Source organism: Gemella haemolysans (assembly GCF_901873445.1).
In the GTDB taxonomy this organism is placed as follows: Bacteria; Bacillota; Bacilli; order Staphylococcales; family Gemellaceae; genus Gemella; species Gemella haemolysans_C.
In genome coordinates, this window is the sequence record NZ_CABFLN010000059.1 from 64,254 (window position 1) to 81,224 (window position 16,971).

Sequence of the window (16,971 nt, forward strand, 5' to 3'; positions counted from 1 at the left end):
TTTTTATTATATATTATTTAAAAAATTATCTCTTCTATAACTTCATAATAGCTACTATCTCTTCTCCGTCTTTTTCATCAGTTTCCACAAAACCAACTGACTTATAAAGTTGTCGAGCTACATCATTATCACTTTCATAAGATAACCAACAATACTTTGCTGTACCACATGGAAAAGTATTAACAAATTCTAAAGCTAAATCCATTGCTTTTTTACCAAATCCCTTCCCTTGGAATTTTTTATCTATCATAAGGCGCCATATATTATAATTCCCTTTAGCAATCTTAGGAGCACCTTCATCATCTGAATTCACATCATAACCTATCATTAGAAAACCAACAGGTGTATCATCTTTATAAATACCAAATGTGAACACATTATTATTCTCAGTAATTGCTATATACGCTTCTATGATACTACTACTATTTGCAGCTACAAAATTTTTCTGATTATCAAAAACCTCTAATTTCAGAATCTCCCCTATATTGTTTCTATTGATCTTTTTTAATTTAAGCATAATCTATTCCCCATTGATTTTTTATTTTTATATGAAGTTAATTTTTATGATTATAAAATAATTTCGTAATTTTAATATCCTGTTTCTAAGCACACCTATCAAACTCCCTACTTAATAAACTTAGTTATCTTACCTTCTTTTTTGTATGTTTCTACTGCTTTTGCTACTCTTTCGAAGTCACGTTTTAAGCTATATGAATAAATATCTCTAAACAATCTATATCCTAGTTTTTCATTTACTTCGAATGCCAGTGTATATAGTTCATATGTTTCCATTGAATCGAAGTTTTCGTGTGCTTTTACTATACTAGTAGTATGTCATCACTATGCTCTACTATTGCTTTTTCTAGTCTCTCATTTAAGAATTTCGACTTTTCTAAAGTATGTTTATATAGTTCTTTTGATGTAGTTGAAAAGTCTGCTATTAAACTTTCCTTATCTAATTTATCGTACAGTTCATACCCTAACTTTTCGTTTATATCTTTTGCGACTTCCACCAGTCTTTCTTCTGATACTGGTTCTAAACTATATGCTGCGTTATTAACTTCTGAAAATACGTTTTTCTCTTCTTCTATCGCCTTTTGTAATAATTCTAATTTCATAAAGATCCTTTCAATACTATTATTTCATTTATTCTTACATAATATTATAACATATTTAGTGTAAATTATTTTATCACTTATTACTATATTTATTCTTTTTATCCCTACTGTTAGTTCCTTTCTACACTATATATTTTTCGTTTAAACACCTCTTGAAAAATCTATAATTCTACGATAAAATTAATGTATTAACTAAGGAGAGTTAGAAATGAGTGAATCGAAAATTGTTTTAACTATTGATAATGAATTAAAAAATGAAGCCGAGGATTTGTTCTACAGCCTTGGATTAAATTTAGAAACTGCCATTAGCATGTTCCTTACAAGAGCTATTAATGAAGGTGGAATACCTTTTGAAGTGAAACAAACAAAATATGTTGAAAGTCCTGATTTTATCTCTAGTCACTTCACTATTAAATCAGCTGTATATGAGATTAATGAATACATAAAAGATAGATTCAACGAAGAACCTTCATTTTATCTAGCATGTGAAAATAGAGGTCTTACAGATGATGAGGCTAGTAAATTATTCATTCTATTTTCTAATAATACTGAAGAGATTGATCAAGAAGAATTCACGGAAAAAAATATTGATAACCTAGTAGAATTATCTACAATTGCCTTCCCAGCATTAAGACGACTATCAGAAGAACAACTACATGATGTCGTGAATGCATATATCACAAACTACTATTTAATTAGATAATAAAAACTAAATGATGAACTTTTAGGAGTGATTTTAAAATCAATGAGTATAGATTTAAAATCACTTCTTATTTTATTTAGCTATGTAATTTTGCAAAACGTAAAATTGTATTGGCAGTAGACTTTCAACTTTTATATTTTTCACCTCAAATTGGAAGTTCACTTCCAACTTTTATACTTTTTACCTTAAATTGGAAGTTTACTGCCAACTTTTGTCTTTTTTCCTCTGAATTGGAAGTAGAGTTCCAACTCTATTTATTTATTCTTTATTCCATTTTTTCAGATTTATATTTTTACATTAACTTTATTTTCTGATAAACTATAATTGTAAATAAATAAAACACTTACATTTATGTAAATAAGAGGAGATTAAAATGGGAAAATTCAATAAAAAAGTTGTTTCACTAGCTTCAATTGCTGTAACATTACCTGCCCTAATCGGTAGCTATGCTGGGTATCAAAAATTACGTTATAACCGTAGTGCTAAAGCTGGTTTAATCGAGTTATACCTTGGTAATAAATATAAGAAACTAAGAGATATCGATGAAACTAAAAGACTAGAAAAACAAAAAGAAGATAAGATTGAAGAAACTGTAAATGTATATCAATTCGATACTAAATCTAAATTCTATACTAGAATCGTTTCAGATAGACAGGTGTGGCATTTAAACAGTTTTAATAATTCTAATTCTACTATATTCTATATTCATGGTGGTTCATACGTTCATGAATTTGTGGATATTCAATGGGAGATGGCTGATAAAATTGCTCAAGGAGCTGATGCTGAGGTTATTATTCCTGATTACGGACTAGCTCCATTGTACACTTATAAAGATAGCTATGGACTTCTAACAAAATTATATACAGACTACGTTGCTGAGAATCCAGATAAAGATGTCTATATTATGGGAGATAGTGCTGGAGGTGGCTTAGCTCTAGGATTAGTTCAAGATTTTGTTCAAAATAATATTAAACTACCTAAAGGTCTTATTTTACTAAGTCCATGGGTTGATTTAACTATGTCGAATCCTGATATTCAAAAATATGTCAAAAAAGATCCTTTACTACATGTGGATACATTACTAGCTGATGCCAAATCTTGGGCTGGTGATGCAGACTTATCTGATTGGAAGGTTTCTCCTTTATATGGTGAGATGAAAAATCTACCAGAGGTATTGTTATTCTCAGGAACACGTGAATTATTATATCCTGACATAGCATTATTAGCTGAAAAACTTCGTGAAGCAAATGTTAAAACTGTATTCGAAATCGGTAAAAACTTAAACCACGTATACCCTGCCTTCCCAATACCAGAAGCAACAAAAGCTATTTCTAAAATAGTTGAGTTTGTGAAGAGTAAATAGTAAAAATTAAATACAAAAAAGATGTACTCAATATTTGATTAAATAATCTATTTTTGGGTACATCTTTATTTAATATTTTTCTCTACATTTCAAACTATTGTTTAGATTTATATTATAAAAAATTTCATGAATTACAATCGTATATTTGCTACTTATACTTAATAGTTTCTTCTGCAATAGCATTCGTTAATAATTGTGAAAAATTAATATTATATTTTACTGCAACATCATTTGCCCATTTAGGAATAGACAATGTTTTTTTTATTAACGTGCTACTATCTAAATATTCTCTCAAATCCACAACAACCATTGATACAAAGGATTTATTAAGAACATAATAATCCTTCATCTCAGGATCATCTTTAAAAGGAAAATCATCTTCTATTGACAACTCATTTATATTACTCGACTTAGGTAATCTTTCTCCATCTTCCAAATAATCACTAAGGGCTAATCCTAAATAATCTGATGCCATACTCATTGATTCTGCTATACCTATTCCCTGTGTTCCACTTCCTTTTAAATCTGGAAAATATACATTATAAATCTCCTTTTCTTCACTTTCTTTGTTAAAATAAAAAATAGCTGGATAACTTACTAACATTATATCACCTCATTAATTGAGAGCTGGATTATAATAATCCAGCATCTTTTAATATTCCCTTCTCTGTGAATTTATTCAATTCACCTTTTGGGATAATGATTGGTCTTTTCTGTCCAGGTTTGTTCATTTTTATATGAGATCCCTTTCCGCCTTTACATAAAGTAAAACCGTACTTTTTTAACAGTTTAACCATCTCTTCTTGTGTCATCGGCATAATATTAACCTCCTGACACTTTAACTATACTACGTATTTATACGTATGTCAATAATATTACTTTTATTTCTCAAAATATATTCTGCATTATTGAATATTCTCAATTATCTACTCTTCTAACTACCTAAATCCAGTCCTATCACCAATATCCACTTTTTCAACCATAAAAGTCCAGTCTTACTCCCCAATGCCCACTTTATTTGGGAAATGTCCAGTTTTATTTCCCAACATCCGCTCTTTTTTTCTATTAAAATATATTTTTCAAACTAATTCCTGCTCTATTTATATTTAAGTCGCTTACCAAATACAACAAAAACTCGAAACAAAGATTTTTCCTTGCTTCGAGTTCGTTTTTTATTTTCGTTATTATCGTTTTGCGATTTCTTCTAATAACATTTTGTTGATCATTTGTGGGTTGGCTTGTCCTTTTGAGGCTTTCATGATTTGACCTACTAGGAAACCAATCGCACGGTCACGACCATTTTTGTAGTCTTCGATAGATTTTGGATTGTTATCTAACGCTTCGTTAACCCAAGCTAATAATTGTCCACTATCTGATACTTGTACAAGACCTTTTTCTTTAACGATTTGTGCAGCATCTCCACCGTGTTCGATAAGTTCTGCGAATACTTTTTTAGCGATTTTACTTGAGATTGTTCCGTCAGTGATTAATTTAATCATTCCTGCTAAACCTTCTGCAGTTAATGCTGTTTCTTTAAGTTCTTTTTGTACTTTGTTTAAGTATGCATTTACATCTACCATTAAGTAGTTAGAAGCTAATTTTGGATCTGCTCCTAAAGCTACAGTTTGTTCGAACATATCTGACATTTCTTTAGTTAATGTAAGTACGTGTGCATCGTATGCAGGTAAGCCAAGTTCTTCTTGGTATCTTCTTTGACGAGCATCTGGAAGTTCTGGAATAGTTTTTCTTACTTCTTCCATCCATTCATCAGAGATAATCATAGGTACGATATCTGGCTCTGGGAAGTAACGGTAATCGTCTGAACCTTCTTTAACACGCATAAGTTTAGTTGTTCCTGTTGTTTCATCGAAACGACGTGTTTCTTGGTTGATTACTCCACCTGAAAGGATAACTTGCTCTTGACGTTTTTCTTCGTACTCTAATCCTTTTTTAACGAAAGTGAATGAGTTTAAGTTTTTAAGCTCAGTTTTTGTACCGAATTCATCTTGACCGTATGGACGGATAGAGATGTTCGCGTCACAACGCATTGATCCTTCTTCCATCTTAACGTCTGATACTTCGATGTATTGAATGATTGAACGTAATTTTTCTAAGTAAGCATATGCTTCTTCTGGAGTTCTGATATCTGGCTCAGATACAATTTCGATAAGTGGTGTCCCTTGACGGTTAAGGTCAACTAGTGAGTAACCATTTTTGTGAGTTAATTTACCAGCATCTTCTTCAAGGTGAGCACGTGTAATACCAATACGTTTTGTTTCTCCGTTTACTTCGATATCGATCCATCCGTTTTCTCCGATTGGTTGGTCAAATTGTGAGATTTGGTATGCTTTCGGGTTATCTGGATAGAAGTAGTTTTTTCTATCGAATTTTGACTCGCGAGCTACTGTCATGTTAAGCGCCATTGCTGCTTTCATTCCCCATTCTACCGCTCTTTTGTTTACTACTGGAAGTACCCCTGGGTATCCTAAGTCGATAACGTTTGTGTTAGTGTTTGGTTCTGCACCAAAGTGAGCTGGAGATGGTGAGAATATTTTTGAATCTGTTTTTAATTCTACATGGACTTCTAGTCCAATTACTGTTTCAAAATGCATCTTGTTTCTCCTATTATAATTCTATTTTTTTATCGTGTAAGTTGTAGTGTTGTTCGAAGTTGTACGCTACATCGTATAGTGTAGATTCTGCGAATGGTTTTGCAATAATTTGCATACCGATTGGACGGTTTCCTTTGAATCCACATGGAATACTAATACCTGGTAATCCAGCCATGTTTACTGGGATTGTTAAGATATCGTTAGCGTAGATTTTAATTGGATCTCCTACTTCTTCTCCAATGTTGAATGCTACTGTTGGAGCAGTTGGTCCAATGATTACATCGTATTCTTCAAATACTCTATCAAAGTCTTGTTTAATTAATGTACGAACTTGTTGTGCTTTTTTGTAGTATGCATCATAGTATCCTGAAGATAATACGTATGTTCCTAACATGATACGGCGTTTAACCTCAGCTCCAAATCCTTCTCCACGTGTTTTTTTGTAGATTTCTTCAAGGTTTGTTGCGTTTGGACTTCTAAATCCGTAACGAATACCATCGAAACGAGAAAGGTTTGAACTTGCTTCAGCAGAAGCGATGATGTAGTAAGTTGAGATAGCGTAGTCTGTATTTGGAAGACTTACTTCTTCTACAATAGCTCCTTGGCTTTCTAAGTATTTAACACCATCAAGTACGGCTTGTTTAACTTCTTCGTCAATTCCAGCACCGAAGTATTCTTTAGGAAGAGCGATTTTCTTACCTTTAATGTCTCCAGTGATGATTTTGCTGAATTCTGGTACTTCTACAGGTGCACTAGTCATGTCGTTAGCATCTAATCCTGAGATGATTTCTAATACACGAGCGTTATCTTTTACTGTACGAGTCATTGGTCCGATTTGGTCTAATGATGAAGCGAATGCTACTAATCCAAAACGAGATACACGTCCGTATGTTGGTTTTAATCCAACGATACCACAGTATGAAGCTGGTTGACGTACAGAACCACCAGTATCACTTCCTAGAGTGAAGCTTACTTGTCCTGCTGCTACTGCTGTAGCTGAACCACCACTTGATCCTCCTGGTACTGCATCTAAGTCATGAGGGTTACGAGTAAGTTTGTAGTAAGATGTTTCAGTAGATCCACCCATTGCGAACTCGTCCATGTTTAATTTCCCTAAAAGAATTGGGTTTTCTTTGTTAAGTTTGTTCATTACTGTTGCATCGTAAATTGGATTGAATCCTTCTAAGATTTTTGATGCACAAGTTGTTTGAATGTCTTTTGTAACAATGTTATCTTTGATTCCCATTGGGATACCAAATAATTTACCTTCAGCGCGTCCTTCTTCTTGAACACGGTCTAAAGCTTCAGCTTGTTTTAATGCTACTTCTTCAGTTACTGTAATGAATGAACCTACTTTTTCGTCAGTAGCTTTAATTCTGTCTAGTGATTCTTTTACTAAATCACTTGGTTTAATTTCTTTATTTTTAAGTTTAAGTTCTAAACTTTCAATTGATTCATGTAATAAACTCATTAAATTATCTCCTTATTTTATTCAATAATAGTAGGTACTTTGAATTGTCCTGCTTCAGTTTCTTTAGAGTTTTTAAGAACTTCTTCTCTATCCATTCCTTCATGAGCTACGTCTTCTCTAAATACATTAACTAAGTCTAGAACGTGATAAGTTGGTTTTACATTTTCTGTTGGTGCGCTATTGATTGTATTGAATAAATCTACAACTTTCTCTAATTTTTCGATATACCCATCTACTTCATTTTCTTGGATTTCTAATCTAGAAAGATGAGCGATGTGGTCTACTTGTTCTTTCGTAATTGTTGTCATAAGTGCCTCCATATTTTTATCAATTTTAACTTCTAATATTAGCAAACCTATTATAATTTGAAATAAAAAAACGCCCCATATAGTTATTTAACTACATGGGACGATTACTAATTTCGTGGTGCCACCCGAATTCATACCAGTTTCCTGATACCTTTCAACTTATATTCGGTTTTATAAAGAGTGTTGCTTATTTCAATCATTATTATTTAATCTTTCAGCCTGGGGATTAAACTCTCTTCTAAAAAAAACATGAAATAAAAGTCTCTTTACTAATATTTTATATTACGGTTTACTTAGTCTATATTATACTAAACAACCGTCATTGTCAAGGATTTTATAAAATTTATAGTATTCTGAATTTATTATTATTTAAATATCTCATTACAAAATAAATATATATTCTGTGTTTAAAATATTAATTATTATCTCCGTAGATTCATTTTTAAATCAAACTTAGCTATGCGTTGAACTACTCTAATTTTATAATAAAGCTTATTATAAATAACTCATCTGTTGAAAATTAAACCTACTTTATCTCTACTAGTAAATAATTCTTATATATCATTTCTTTAGTTCAAAAGATTTTTCACATCTTCAATATCTAAAACTTGCGCAAAACGATTGTTCCAGATATGCTCTTGATAAAAGTCAATAATTTGTTGCGCTTTCAAATGATTATTATCAAATGTTGTTACAGCATCTCTCACTAAGACTTGCTCATAACCATACTCAAAACCAACTTTTAATGAAGTATCGATACAAAACTCTGCTTGCATTCCTACCACTGTATAACTCTTAATTCCTTTACTATCTAAATAAGCTTTTACTTCTGTTTTTCGAAATATAGAGTTGAAATTTTTATTGAAAATCTTATCTTGCGGACGTGGACTTAATTCATGATAAATTGACCAGCTTGGGTCTCCTTCTGATAGGAATCCTTCAGATTCTGTATGGCGGATATAAATAATCTCTTTACCAGCTTCCTCAAAACTTGAAATAGTTTCTTTCACTTTCACAATATATTCCTCTTTATTAGCAGGTCCAAGTTTAACTAATCCCTCTTGAATATCAACAACAATCAATGCTTCCACCATTTTTTTCTCCTTTGAATTCTATTTTTTTTATATTGTAGCAACATTTACATAAACTGTCAACCAACCTATCTCGATATATTTTTAGGTTGTAATACATATGTGTCAAATAATAAAAGGTTGCTCACACTAATGCTCTTGACATATTTTAAATATTTTACCAGATAAATATTTCTTCGTGTATTCTACACTCGAAATATAAACGACTACCGCATCCTTTTTATTTGCTTAAATATTGAAAATAGTATAATATGTTGTAGGTATGTTAAATAGGAGTGACTCAAAAATCGTGATTTCGAAGAAATCGATTTTATCTAGTCACTTCTCGTTGTGGTTTATTAGATATCTAAAAAACTTTTATAAAGCGAATTTAGATATCAATAAACCACTTGCGTTGTACGTTAGAATTTTTAGTGCCAAAGGCACGTTAAAATTCTTACGTATAACGTATGCAAAGACACACCAAGAAGTGAGTCATAAGACGAAACTGATTGGATTGTGTCTACTGCTGCGTCTATGAGTTATCATATGAACTTTGTTAAATTTTAGGACTTTTGGGGCAGTCACTTATTTTGGTCTTTTCGATCAAAAATATAATGAAAAAATTTAAAATATTTGTGAGGTATATAATGGAAAATTGGGTTGAAATTACAATTCATACTACTAATGAAGCTAGTGAAATAGTTGAGTCTATTCTTTTAGATTATGGTTCAACTGGGGTTGCTATTGAGGATCCTACTACTCTTGAGGAAAACTTACACGATGATTTCGGTACTATTGTTGAACTTAGTCCTGCTGATTATCCTGAAGTTGGAGTTGTTGTTAAAGGATACATTAACGAGCTTAATTTTGATGAAGAAACATTCAAACGTTTCGAAGCTGAGCTTCTTGCTTTAGGTAAAAATATCAACATTGGAGATTTCTTCAAAATTGAAACTATTATTATTCAAGATAGCGACTGGGAAAATTCTTGGAAAGATTATTTCGATATTCTTAACATCGGTGAAAAATTCGTTATTGTACCTACTTGGCGTGAATATGAAAACACTGAAGATAAATATATTATAAATATTGATCCAGGTATGGCTTTTGGTACTGGTGGTCACGAGACTACTTCTTTATGTATTAAAAATCTTGAAAAATATGTTCAAAGAAATGATAATGTTATCGACGTTGGTTGTGGTAGTGGTATTTTAAGTATCGCTGCTAGCTATTTAACTGACGGAAATATTAAAGCAGTTGACTTAGATAAGCTTGCTGTTGATGTTTCTTATGAGAACTTTGCTTTAAATAATCTTGAGAAAAGAATTGAAGTTGAACAAGCTAGTCTTCTTACAAAAGAGACTAAAAAGTACAACATCATTGTAGCAAATATTCTTGCTCATATCATCGAGCTTATGATTGATGATGCGTATAACTTATTAGAAGATGGTGGTTACTACATCACTTCTGGTATTATCGAAGAGAAGAAAGATGAACTTCTTGAAAAAATGTTAGAACGTGGTTTCAAGCTTGTAGAGGAAACTTCTGATAACGGATGGTATTCATTCGTAGTAACTAAATAATACAAACCTACTCTTAATTTTGTATAGAATATATATGAGATTAGGAGTTTTTTTTAATATTACTATGAAATATGTTAAATTTATTTTATAATATTATTGAATATAATTACAATGGGAGAAAAACGATGAGTAATAAAAATAATAACTACTATGATCAAAACAATGATTATCAAAAATATCCTAACTATAATGGCGATGATTATAACCAACAATACTCTAATTACAATAATAATAGCAATCAACAAGATTATAGTCAAAAATATCCTAACTATAATGGTGATGGGAATAATCAGTATAATTATAACCAACAATGCTCTAATTACAATAATAGTAATAGCAATCAACAAGATTATAATCAACAATATCAAACCTATTATAATGGGCAACAGAGCTTCAATCAACAATACTCGAACTACGATAATAATCAACAAAAATTCTATCAGAATTATCAAAACTATAATAAACAGAATAACCCTAATATAGCGCCTAATTCTCAAAATTTTAATAATCACTTTAATCCAAATAAGAAAAAACATTCAAAGTTTATTCCAATCATATCTAGTATACTTGGAATAATATTAATTAGCAGTGGTACTCTATACGCTTACTCAAAGACAACTAATAAACCAATCTCTAGTATTTTTTCTTCTAATAAAAAAGATGAGGATATTTACGCTCCTATTTTAGAAAAATACAAAAAATCTATGGATAATAATGAACTAGGAGAAAATTCTGAAGTTAATAAGTTTGCTATTAAGAATTATGATGAGCATGGTAAAGAAAAAAATTATATAACATATAGTTATTATGATGTTGATGAAGATGGTAAAAATGAATTAGTTCTTTCTGAAAAAGATAAACCTAATAGTCCATTTGCTGTTTATTCATATAACTCAAATAAAATAATAGTATTATATCAAGCTGAGTCTAGAAATGACATTCCTCGTGCAACTTTCTATAAAGATAGAACTATCTGGATACACACGAAAGAAAAAAACTATGATAGATATGTCGTCTATAAATTAAATGATAACAAAGATACATATGGAAAAATACATGATATTACAATATCTGATAAAGAGAAAAAGGATGGCAAATATGTCGATACAATATCAAATAATCAATATTATAATCTAGAAGACTTCTTAAAAAACAATCAAAAATCAAATGATAAACTAGACTTCTCAAAATCTAATTATAAATCTGTTTATTATTATAGTGAAAATAAAAAAGATCCTTCACAAAAAAACAAAGACACTACAAAAGTGGAATATACAAATTCACAACTTGCATTAATAGGGAGGGCTCTTTATCAAAATTCAACAGATCCAGGTACTGGTGATTTAAATTATGAAAGTCCTTTTACAATGGGACAAGATAACACATCGTTAATGACGAGTTTTGGTACGGGTGGTAGTATCGTTCAAGTTATACGTACCGAAACTGGAATAGATATTAGAGTACTTAATTATGATAAACCGGTTGGACAACGTGATTTTAAACTCGTAAAAAGTGTAACATATAAAGAAATTCAAGAAAAATTCAAAAAAGAAGATATAGATAGAATAAATAGTGCTATTGAAAAATATAAGAAAACTAAAAATTATGAACAAAGTAAATCTAGAATCAAAGATTAACATATTATTTATCTTAAAAATACTAAAAGAGCGACTCGTTTGAGTCGCCCCTTTTTTATGCTCTTATAGTAGTTTTTCTAATTTATTTTGATCTTCAATTGTGAATACTGACACAGGTCTTCCAGATGTGCAGTACTCTGCATCTTCACTAAGTACGTTTATATTAACTAGGTGATTTAAATATTTTCTAATTGTTATTCTTGAAATATCTAATTCATCAGCTACTTGTTGTGTAGTAAAACCTGCTTCGTGCTCTTTAATATTTTCTAGTACTTTTTTCAGAGTTATTCGAGATAAACCTTTAGGTAAGCTATCTTCCTCTTCCTCTACTCTTCCGGAATTTAAGTAATCATCAATTAAATCTTGATTAATTTTTTCTTTTGATAATAAAGATACATAATCTTGTACTTTATCTACTGCTTGAGAAAATCTCTCATATGTAAATGGTTTAACTAAATAATCCACTACTCCATTTGTCAATGCAGCTTCTACTGTTTGAATATCATTCGCCGCTGTTATCATAATTATTGGATAACTCTTTAATTCTGGTAAGTATTCTCCCCCTTGACCATCTGTTAAATAATTATCTAAAACTATTAAATCTGCATCAGATTTCTCTAGAAACTTTTTTGCTTCTGCTAATGTAGAAACATGGTTAAGGTCATCGGATAATTCTTTTCTTTTAAAATATTCTTTATGTATCATTGCTACCATTGGATCGTCTTCTATTATTAATATTCTCAATTCTTATTCCTCCTAAATAGGTAATTCTATTGTAAATGTAGTTTTTCCTGCTTCACTTTCCACGTCTATTAAACCGTTATATTTTTTCACAATGGTATCAACGGCATTTAATCCGTATCCTCTATTTTCTCCTTTAGTTGAATATCCTCTTTCAAATATATTCTCCAATTTATTTTTACTGATACCACAACCATTATCATATACTTTACAAAGTAACATATTTTCCTCTGTATTTAAATACAAGTAAACAATAATTTTCCCATCTTTTTTATCTGATATTGATTCCATTGAATTGTCAATTAGTACTCCAAGTATTATTAATAATTCATTGAATACTTCATCTAAACCTTCTTTATTTAATAACATCGAATCTGAATCTATTAATAAAGATATACCTTTTTGTTTAGCTTCTCTTACTTTTGCCAGTAAAAAACCTGCTATAGCGGGTACTTTAATACTCTCAGAGATATAACCTATCTTTTCATGGTAATCATCTTTTAAATATTTTATATATTTCTCTACTTCGTCATAGGATTTCATCTCTATTAATCCATGTAATACATGAAGTTTATTCATGAAATGGTGACTTTGTTCTCTAAGACTATCATTGTATTTTTCTGTACCACTCAATTCGGTAATTAATTTTTTCATTTCACTTTGATCTCGAAGTGTAACTACTGCTCCATATAATTTATCATTTTGATATATGGCATTTCTATTAACTAACACTTCTATGTGATTTAATATAACTAACTCATCTCTACTTTTTCTATTCTCTTCAAAAATAGACTTAAAGAAAATCTCGTACATTTCATCAGGAATTATTTCTCCTTTTATCACTTTAGAATAACCAGCCTTGTCTAAAATTTGGTTAGCACTACTGTTCTTCACTATTATTTTCCTATTGATATCAATTCCAATAATCCCTTCCGAAACATGATCAGAAATTAGGTTTTTCTCAATATAATTATATGCAATTTCTTCTGGTTCATAATTTAATAATATTCGCTTTAATTGTCTATTATACATAACAGCTAAAGTTATAGCTATTGCAATCCCTATCATTAATGCAAATAATATTTTTTCTTGTGAGTGTAGTATTTGCTTCTTCACTGTTTCCTTCGTATATCCTACACAAACAACCCCTATATTTTCACCAGAATCATCTTTAATAGCAGTAAAAAATCTAAGTCCTTCTCCTAAGTGACCAGTTTGTCTACTGTAGTGATCTCCTATCGTGAACGTTGAGCTTACATCCTCTATATTAGAAAACTTCTCACCTATTAATTCTGTTTTTGGATGGCTGTACCTAGTAAAAGTTTCATCCATTATTACAACGAAATCTGTTCCACTTTCATCCATAACCCTATTAGCAAATTCTTGGATTCCATTCCACATCCTGTGATGTTTGATATCATCTATGATACCTTTATCATTAGAAATTAATTTTGCTGTAGAATATATTTTTTGTCGGATAACTTCATCTTCTCGTTTCTTAATATATTCCCTCACAAAAAAAGAAGTAACTAATAAGGATATGACTACTAAGCTCGTCATTATTAACATTAACCTAGTTAATGTTCGTTGCCTTTTTTTCAAATTTTTATCACTCCTCGATTTTTGAAACTTTCTCTTAACATTGATAATAATTATAAAATAAAACTGCCATCATTTCAAGCGATGTCCACTTTTGTAAACTTTAGTCATACTTTAAAACATCTACAATATATAAATATATTTCCTCAATGTAAATTTACATTAAATGTTTACATAAATTAATCCTTAATTTAATGAAGTCAAATTTATCTAGATATATAAATAGTTATTAGAAATCTCCAAAATAGCAGTACATTTTCTTGATAGAAAAATTTTAGTTTAATTTATTTTATTTTTACTTGAATATTTACGTAGACTATGTTAGTATTTTAGTAATGCATTTTTGCAGTTAATTAGTATAATTTAAAAATTAGGAGGTTCTTAATGGAGAAGGACGCAAAAAAGATTTTTTGGTACACTCTAGCCTTCATGGCATTCTCTACGGTTTGGGCGTTCGGGAATGTTGTTAATGGATACTCTGAATTCGGTGGATTGAAATCTATAGTTTCTTGGGTTTTAATTTTCGTAATTTACTTTATTCCGTATTCATTAATCGTTGGTGAGCTAGGTTCTACTTTTAAAGATGCTGGAGGAGGAGTTAGTTCTTGGATAAGTTCTACACACGGTAAACTCCTTGCTTATTACACTGGATGGACAATGTGGGTTGTGCACATGCCTTATATTTCACAAAAACCATCTCGTATTATTGCAGCATTTAGTTGGACAGTATTCCGTGATAATCGTATTAGTAAAATGAATATCACATACTTACAGATTGCTTCACTTGTAATTTTCTTAATAGCTTTATTCTTAGCTGCTCGTGGAGTTAACTTAATTAAAAAGATGGCTATGCTAGCCGGATCTTCAATGTTCATTATGTCATTATTATTCGTAGTTATGGCTATTACAGCGCCATCTATTACTGGAGCAAAAACTTTTAACATCGATTGGTCATTAGATACATTTATGCCAACATTTGATATTAAATATATTACATCGATTGCCATATTAGTCTTTGCAGTCGGTGGTTGTGAGAAAATTTCTCCTTATGTTAATAAGATGAAAAATCCTTCTAAAGACTTTCCTCGTGGAATGATCGCTTTAGTAGTTATGGTTTGTACAACTGCTATCTTAGGAACATTTGCTCTTGCATTAATGTTTGATACAAACAATATTCCTAAAGATTTATTAACTAACGGAACTTACTACGCTTTCCAAACTTTAGGTAACTACTACGGCGTTGGTAACTTATTCTTAGTTATCTATGCAATTGTTGATTTAATCGGACAAATTTCTGTTGTTATTATTTCTATCGATGCTCCACTACGTATGTTATTAAGTAGTGCTGATGAGAAATACATTCCTAAAAATTTATTAGTTAAGAATGAAAACGACGTATATGTTAATGGATTAAAACTTGTTGGAATTATCGTTTCTATCTTACTAATTATCCCAATGTTTGGAATTAAAGAAGTTAATGATTTATTCAGATGGTTAGTTAAACTTAACGCAGTAACTATGCCACTACGTTACCTATGGGTATTTGCTGCTTATATCTTCTTGAAAAAATCAGCTGAAAAATTCCAATCTGAATACAAATTTGTTAAAAATAAATATGTAGGTATGGGACTTGGAGCTTGGTGTTTCTTCTTAACTGCCTTTGCTTGTATTTCTGGAATGTATACACCAGAAAGTACTTTCCAAACAGTTATGAACATTGTAACTCCAATCGTTCTACTTTCATTAGGATTAATCATGCCTTACTTAGCTAAAAAAAATAACAAATAATTTTAGAACTATATGAAGTAACTTAATTTTTGTGAGTTACTTCTTTTTTTGCTCTTTGCCAAGTGCAGTTGATAAAGAATAGCTTGACGCTCTTCTTTAGAATATCTCGGTTTCTTATTAGTAACTGAAGGTGTAAATAAGCTGAATACAAGGAGTATTTTAGCTTTAAAGTTACTAAAAGACCTATATCCATAGGAAATACGTTTAATAACCTTAATTTTATTGTTGATTCCTTCTAAAGGACCGTTAGAAAGTCCATTGTAGTACATAGTATTTTTAATCTGTCTTTTATATTTCCTAAGTGTTTTAATAGCTGTAAACATATATCTAGGTAAAGTAGATTTATCGTTAATTAAAGCTTTAAACCTATCAAAATCATCTTTTTCAAGAGCTTCTCTAAGGTCTTGGATAAGCCAATAACACTTATAAAGCTGAGAATCTTGCTTAATTAGATAGTTGACAATATCTTGTTCGGTAGTGATGTACTTAAAGTATTTAAACTTCCTGTGGGTACCATTATCTAGTTCATCATAGCTAGTAAGAAGGTTTTTCCAATAACATTTCAATTGTCTGTATAACTCTTTATTTTTATCTTTAATACTGTTCATAAATGAAACTCTATATTTATTAAAAGCTCTATTAACTAACTGAACAATATGGAATCTATCGATTACTAGGGAAGAGTTCTCTAATAATACTTTTATAACCTGAATTCATATCAATAACTACTGCCTTAACCTTACAACGTTCTTGATAAGAATAGTATAAGAAGTAGTCTTTAATAATCTTATTAGTTCTTCCCTGAAGTATATTTTGTATTTTATGAGTTAATGCATCTGCATACACGAAGCTCATTTTGCTTATACTATCAGAAGTAGAAGAAACCTCATCAAAGCATATATAATAAGGTAAAGTTTTAGGTCTTTCTAGAGTTTTAGATAGATCAGACTGTATTCTTAATACAGTATTAGTAGA

General features: G+C 30.4%; 16 protein-coding genes and 1 pseudogene. 5 read left to right on the plus strand and 12 right to left on the minus strand.

Going from position 1 to position 16,971, the window contains the following annotated elements; genetic code table 11:
• Positions 1 to 34: 34 nt before the first annotated feature.
• The 3 genes from JX287_RS07290 to JX287_RS08995 form a co-directional block, all read right to left on the minus strand.
• A complete protein-coding gene (locus JX287_RS07290; protein WP_204644241.1) occupies positions 35 to 517 on the minus strand; it encodes a GNAT family N-acetyltransferase in 483 nt (160 codons plus the stop codon).
• Between the two features lie 107 nt (positions 518 to 624).
• Positions 625 to 792, minus strand: a complete 168-nt coding sequence (locus JX287_RS08990; RefSeq protein ID WP_239650366.1) for a hypothetical protein — start codon at positions 790 to 792, stop codon at positions 625 to 627.
• A gap of 26 nt (positions 793 to 818) precedes the next feature.
• On the minus strand, positions 819 to 1,118 hold the full coding sequence (locus JX287_RS08995) for a hypothetical protein (RefSeq protein ID WP_239650367.1): 300 nt from the start codon (positions 1,116 to 1,118) through the stop codon (positions 819 to 821).
• 208 nt (positions 1,119 to 1,326) lie between these two features.
• On the opposite strand from JX287_RS08995, the gene JX287_RS07300 reads away from it, so the two are divergent.
• Together JX287_RS07300 and JX287_RS07305 are read left to right on the plus strand one after the other, a co-directional pair.
• The gene (locus tag JX287_RS07300) at positions 1,327 to 1,821 is read left to right on the plus strand and encodes a type II toxin-antitoxin system RelB/DinJ family antitoxin (RefSeq protein ID WP_204644242.1); all 495 of its coding nucleotides are present in this window, start codon (positions 1,327 to 1,329) and stop codon (positions 1,819 to 1,821) included.
• A 373-nt stretch (positions 1,822 to 2,194) separates the two neighbouring features.
• Complete coding sequence (locus JX287_RS07305) at positions 2,195 to 3,184, plus strand: alpha/beta hydrolase fold domain-containing protein (RefSeq protein ID WP_204644243.1); 990 nt, start codon at positions 2,195 to 2,197, stop codon at positions 3,182 to 3,184.
• 148 nt (positions 3,185 to 3,332) lie between these two features.
• On the opposite strand, the gene JX287_RS07310 is transcribed toward JX287_RS07305, so the two are convergent.
• The 6 genes from JX287_RS07310 to JX287_RS07335 form a co-directional block, all read right to left on the minus strand.
• Positions 3,333 to 3,788, minus strand: coding sequence for a type II toxin-antitoxin system HicB family antitoxin (locus JX287_RS07310; RefSeq protein WP_204644244.1), 456 nt, complete (start codon positions 3,786 to 3,788; stop codon positions 3,333 to 3,335).
• Between the two features lie 28 nt (positions 3,789 to 3,816).
• Positions 3,817 to 4,002, minus strand: coding sequence for a type II toxin-antitoxin system HicA family toxin (locus tag JX287_RS07315; protein WP_204644245.1), 186 nt, complete (start codon positions 4,000 to 4,002; stop codon positions 3,817 to 3,819).
• A gap of 366 nt (positions 4,003 to 4,368) precedes the next feature.
• Positions 4,369 to 5,796, minus strand: a complete 1,428-nt coding sequence (gene gatB, locus JX287_RS07320) for an Asp-tRNA(Asn)/Glu-tRNA(Gln) amidotransferase subunit GatB (RefSeq protein ID WP_048802959.1) — start codon at positions 5,794 to 5,796, stop codon at positions 4,369 to 4,371.
• A 13-nt stretch (positions 5,797 to 5,809) separates the two neighbouring features.
• A complete protein-coding gene (gene gatA, locus JX287_RS07325; RefSeq protein ID WP_204644246.1) occupies positions 5,810 to 7,267 on the minus strand; it encodes an Asp-tRNA(Asn)/Glu-tRNA(Gln) amidotransferase subunit GatA in 1,458 nt (485 codons plus the stop codon).
• A gap of 17 nt (positions 7,268 to 7,284) precedes the next feature.
• Positions 7,285 to 7,575 carry an Asp-tRNA(Asn)/Glu-tRNA(Gln) amidotransferase subunit GatC gene (gatC, locus tag JX287_RS07330; protein WP_204644247.1) on the minus strand — a complete coding sequence of 97 codons (291 nt, stop codon included), beginning with the start codon at positions 7,573 to 7,575 and terminating at the stop codon, positions 7,285 to 7,287.
• A 569-nt stretch (positions 7,576 to 8,144) separates the two neighbouring features.
• Positions 8,145 to 8,669, minus strand: a complete 525-nt coding sequence (locus tag JX287_RS07335) for a cysteine hydrolase family protein (RefSeq protein ID WP_204644248.1) — start codon at positions 8,667 to 8,669, stop codon at positions 8,145 to 8,147.
• A gap of 626 nt (positions 8,670 to 9,295) precedes the next feature.
• Between JX287_RS07335 and prmA the strand changes: the two genes are divergently transcribed.
• Both prmA and JX287_RS07345 read left to right on the plus strand, forming a co-directional pair.
• Entirely contained in the window at positions 9,296 to 10,231 is a 936-nt protein-coding gene (prmA, locus tag JX287_RS07340; protein ID WP_204644249.1) for a 50S ribosomal protein L11 methyltransferase, read from the plus strand.
• A gap of 125 nt (positions 10,232 to 10,356) precedes the next feature.
• Positions 10,357 to 11,868, plus strand: coding sequence for a hypothetical protein (locus JX287_RS07345; protein WP_204644250.1), 1,512 nt, complete (start codon positions 10,357 to 10,359; stop codon positions 11,866 to 11,868).
• Between the two features lie 63 nt (positions 11,869 to 11,931).
• Here JX287_RS07345 and JX287_RS07350 read toward each other — a convergent pair whose 3' ends face one another.
• Both JX287_RS07350 and JX287_RS07355 read right to left on the minus strand, forming a co-directional pair.
• Complete coding sequence (locus JX287_RS07350; RefSeq protein ID WP_204644251.1) at positions 11,932 to 12,612, minus strand: response regulator; 681 nt, start codon at positions 12,610 to 12,612, stop codon at positions 11,932 to 11,934.
• 12 nt (positions 12,613 to 12,624) lie between these two features.
• Entirely contained in the window at positions 12,625 to 14,124 is a 1,500-nt protein-coding gene (locus JX287_RS07355; RefSeq protein WP_239650368.1) for an ATP-binding protein, read from the minus strand.
• A 468-nt stretch (positions 14,125 to 14,592) separates the two neighbouring features.
• On the opposite strand from JX287_RS07355, the gene JX287_RS07360 reads away from it, so the two are divergent.
• The gene (locus tag JX287_RS07360) at positions 14,593 to 15,996 is read left to right on the plus strand and encodes an APC family permease (protein ID WP_204644253.1); all 1,404 of its coding nucleotides are present in this window, start codon (positions 14,593 to 14,595) and stop codon (positions 15,994 to 15,996) included.
• An 8-nt stretch (positions 15,997 to 16,004) separates the two neighbouring features.
• On the opposite strand, the pseudogene JX287_RS07365 reads toward JX287_RS07360, so the two are convergent.
• A pseudogene (locus JX287_RS07365) lies at positions 16,005 to 16,851 on the minus strand (ISL3 family transposase).
• Positions 16,852 to 16,971: the final 120 nt, after the last annotated feature.

Coding starts and splice junctions, on each gene's coding strand:
- JX287_RS07360 (WP_204644253.1), top strand. CDS start 14,593: ATGGAGAAGGACGCAAAAAAGATTTTTTGGTACACTCTAGCCTTCATG.
- JX287_RS08990 (WP_239650366.1), bottom strand. CDS start 792: ATGGAAACATATGAACTATATACACTGGCATTCGAAGTAAATGAAAAA.
- gatB (WP_048802959.1), bottom strand. CDS start 5,796: ATGCATTTTGAAACAGTAATTGGACTAGAAGTCCATGTAGAATTAAAA.
- JX287_RS07315 (WP_204644245.1), bottom strand. CDS start 4,002: ATGCCGATGACACAAGAAGAGATGGTTAAACTGTTAAAAAAGTACGGT.
- JX287_RS07310 (WP_204644244.1), bottom strand. CDS start 3,788: ATGTTAGTAAGTTATCCAGCTATTTTTTATTTTAACAAAGAAAGTGAA.
- prmA (WP_204644249.1), top strand. CDS start 9,296: ATGGAAAATTGGGTTGAAATTACAATTCATACTACTAATGAAGCTAGT.
- gatA (WP_204644246.1), bottom strand. CDS start 7,267: ATGAGTTTATTACATGAATCAATTGAAAGTTTAGAACTTAAACTTAAA.
- JX287_RS07290 (WP_204644241.1), bottom strand. CDS start 517: ATGCTTAAATTAAAAAAGATCAATAGAAACAATATAGGGGAGATTCTG.
- JX287_RS07335 (WP_204644248.1), bottom strand. CDS start 8,669: ATGGTGGAAGCATTGATTGTTGTTGATATTCAAGAGGGATTAGTTAAA.
- gatC (WP_204644247.1), bottom strand. CDS start 7,575: ATGACAACAATTACGAAAGAACAAGTAGACCACATCGCTCATCTTTCT.
- JX287_RS08995 (WP_239650367.1), bottom strand. CDS start 1,118: ATGAAATTAGAATTATTACAAAAGGCGATAGAAGAAGAGAAAAACGTA.
- JX287_RS07345 (WP_204644250.1), top strand. CDS start 10,357: ATGAGTAATAAAAATAATAACTACTATGATCAAAACAATGATTATCAA.
- JX287_RS07305 (WP_204644243.1), top strand. CDS start 2,195: ATGGGAAAATTCAATAAAAAAGTTGTTTCACTAGCTTCAATTGCTGTA.
- JX287_RS07300 (WP_204644242.1), top strand. CDS start 1,327: ATGAGTGAATCGAAAATTGTTTTAACTATTGATAATGAATTAAAAAAT.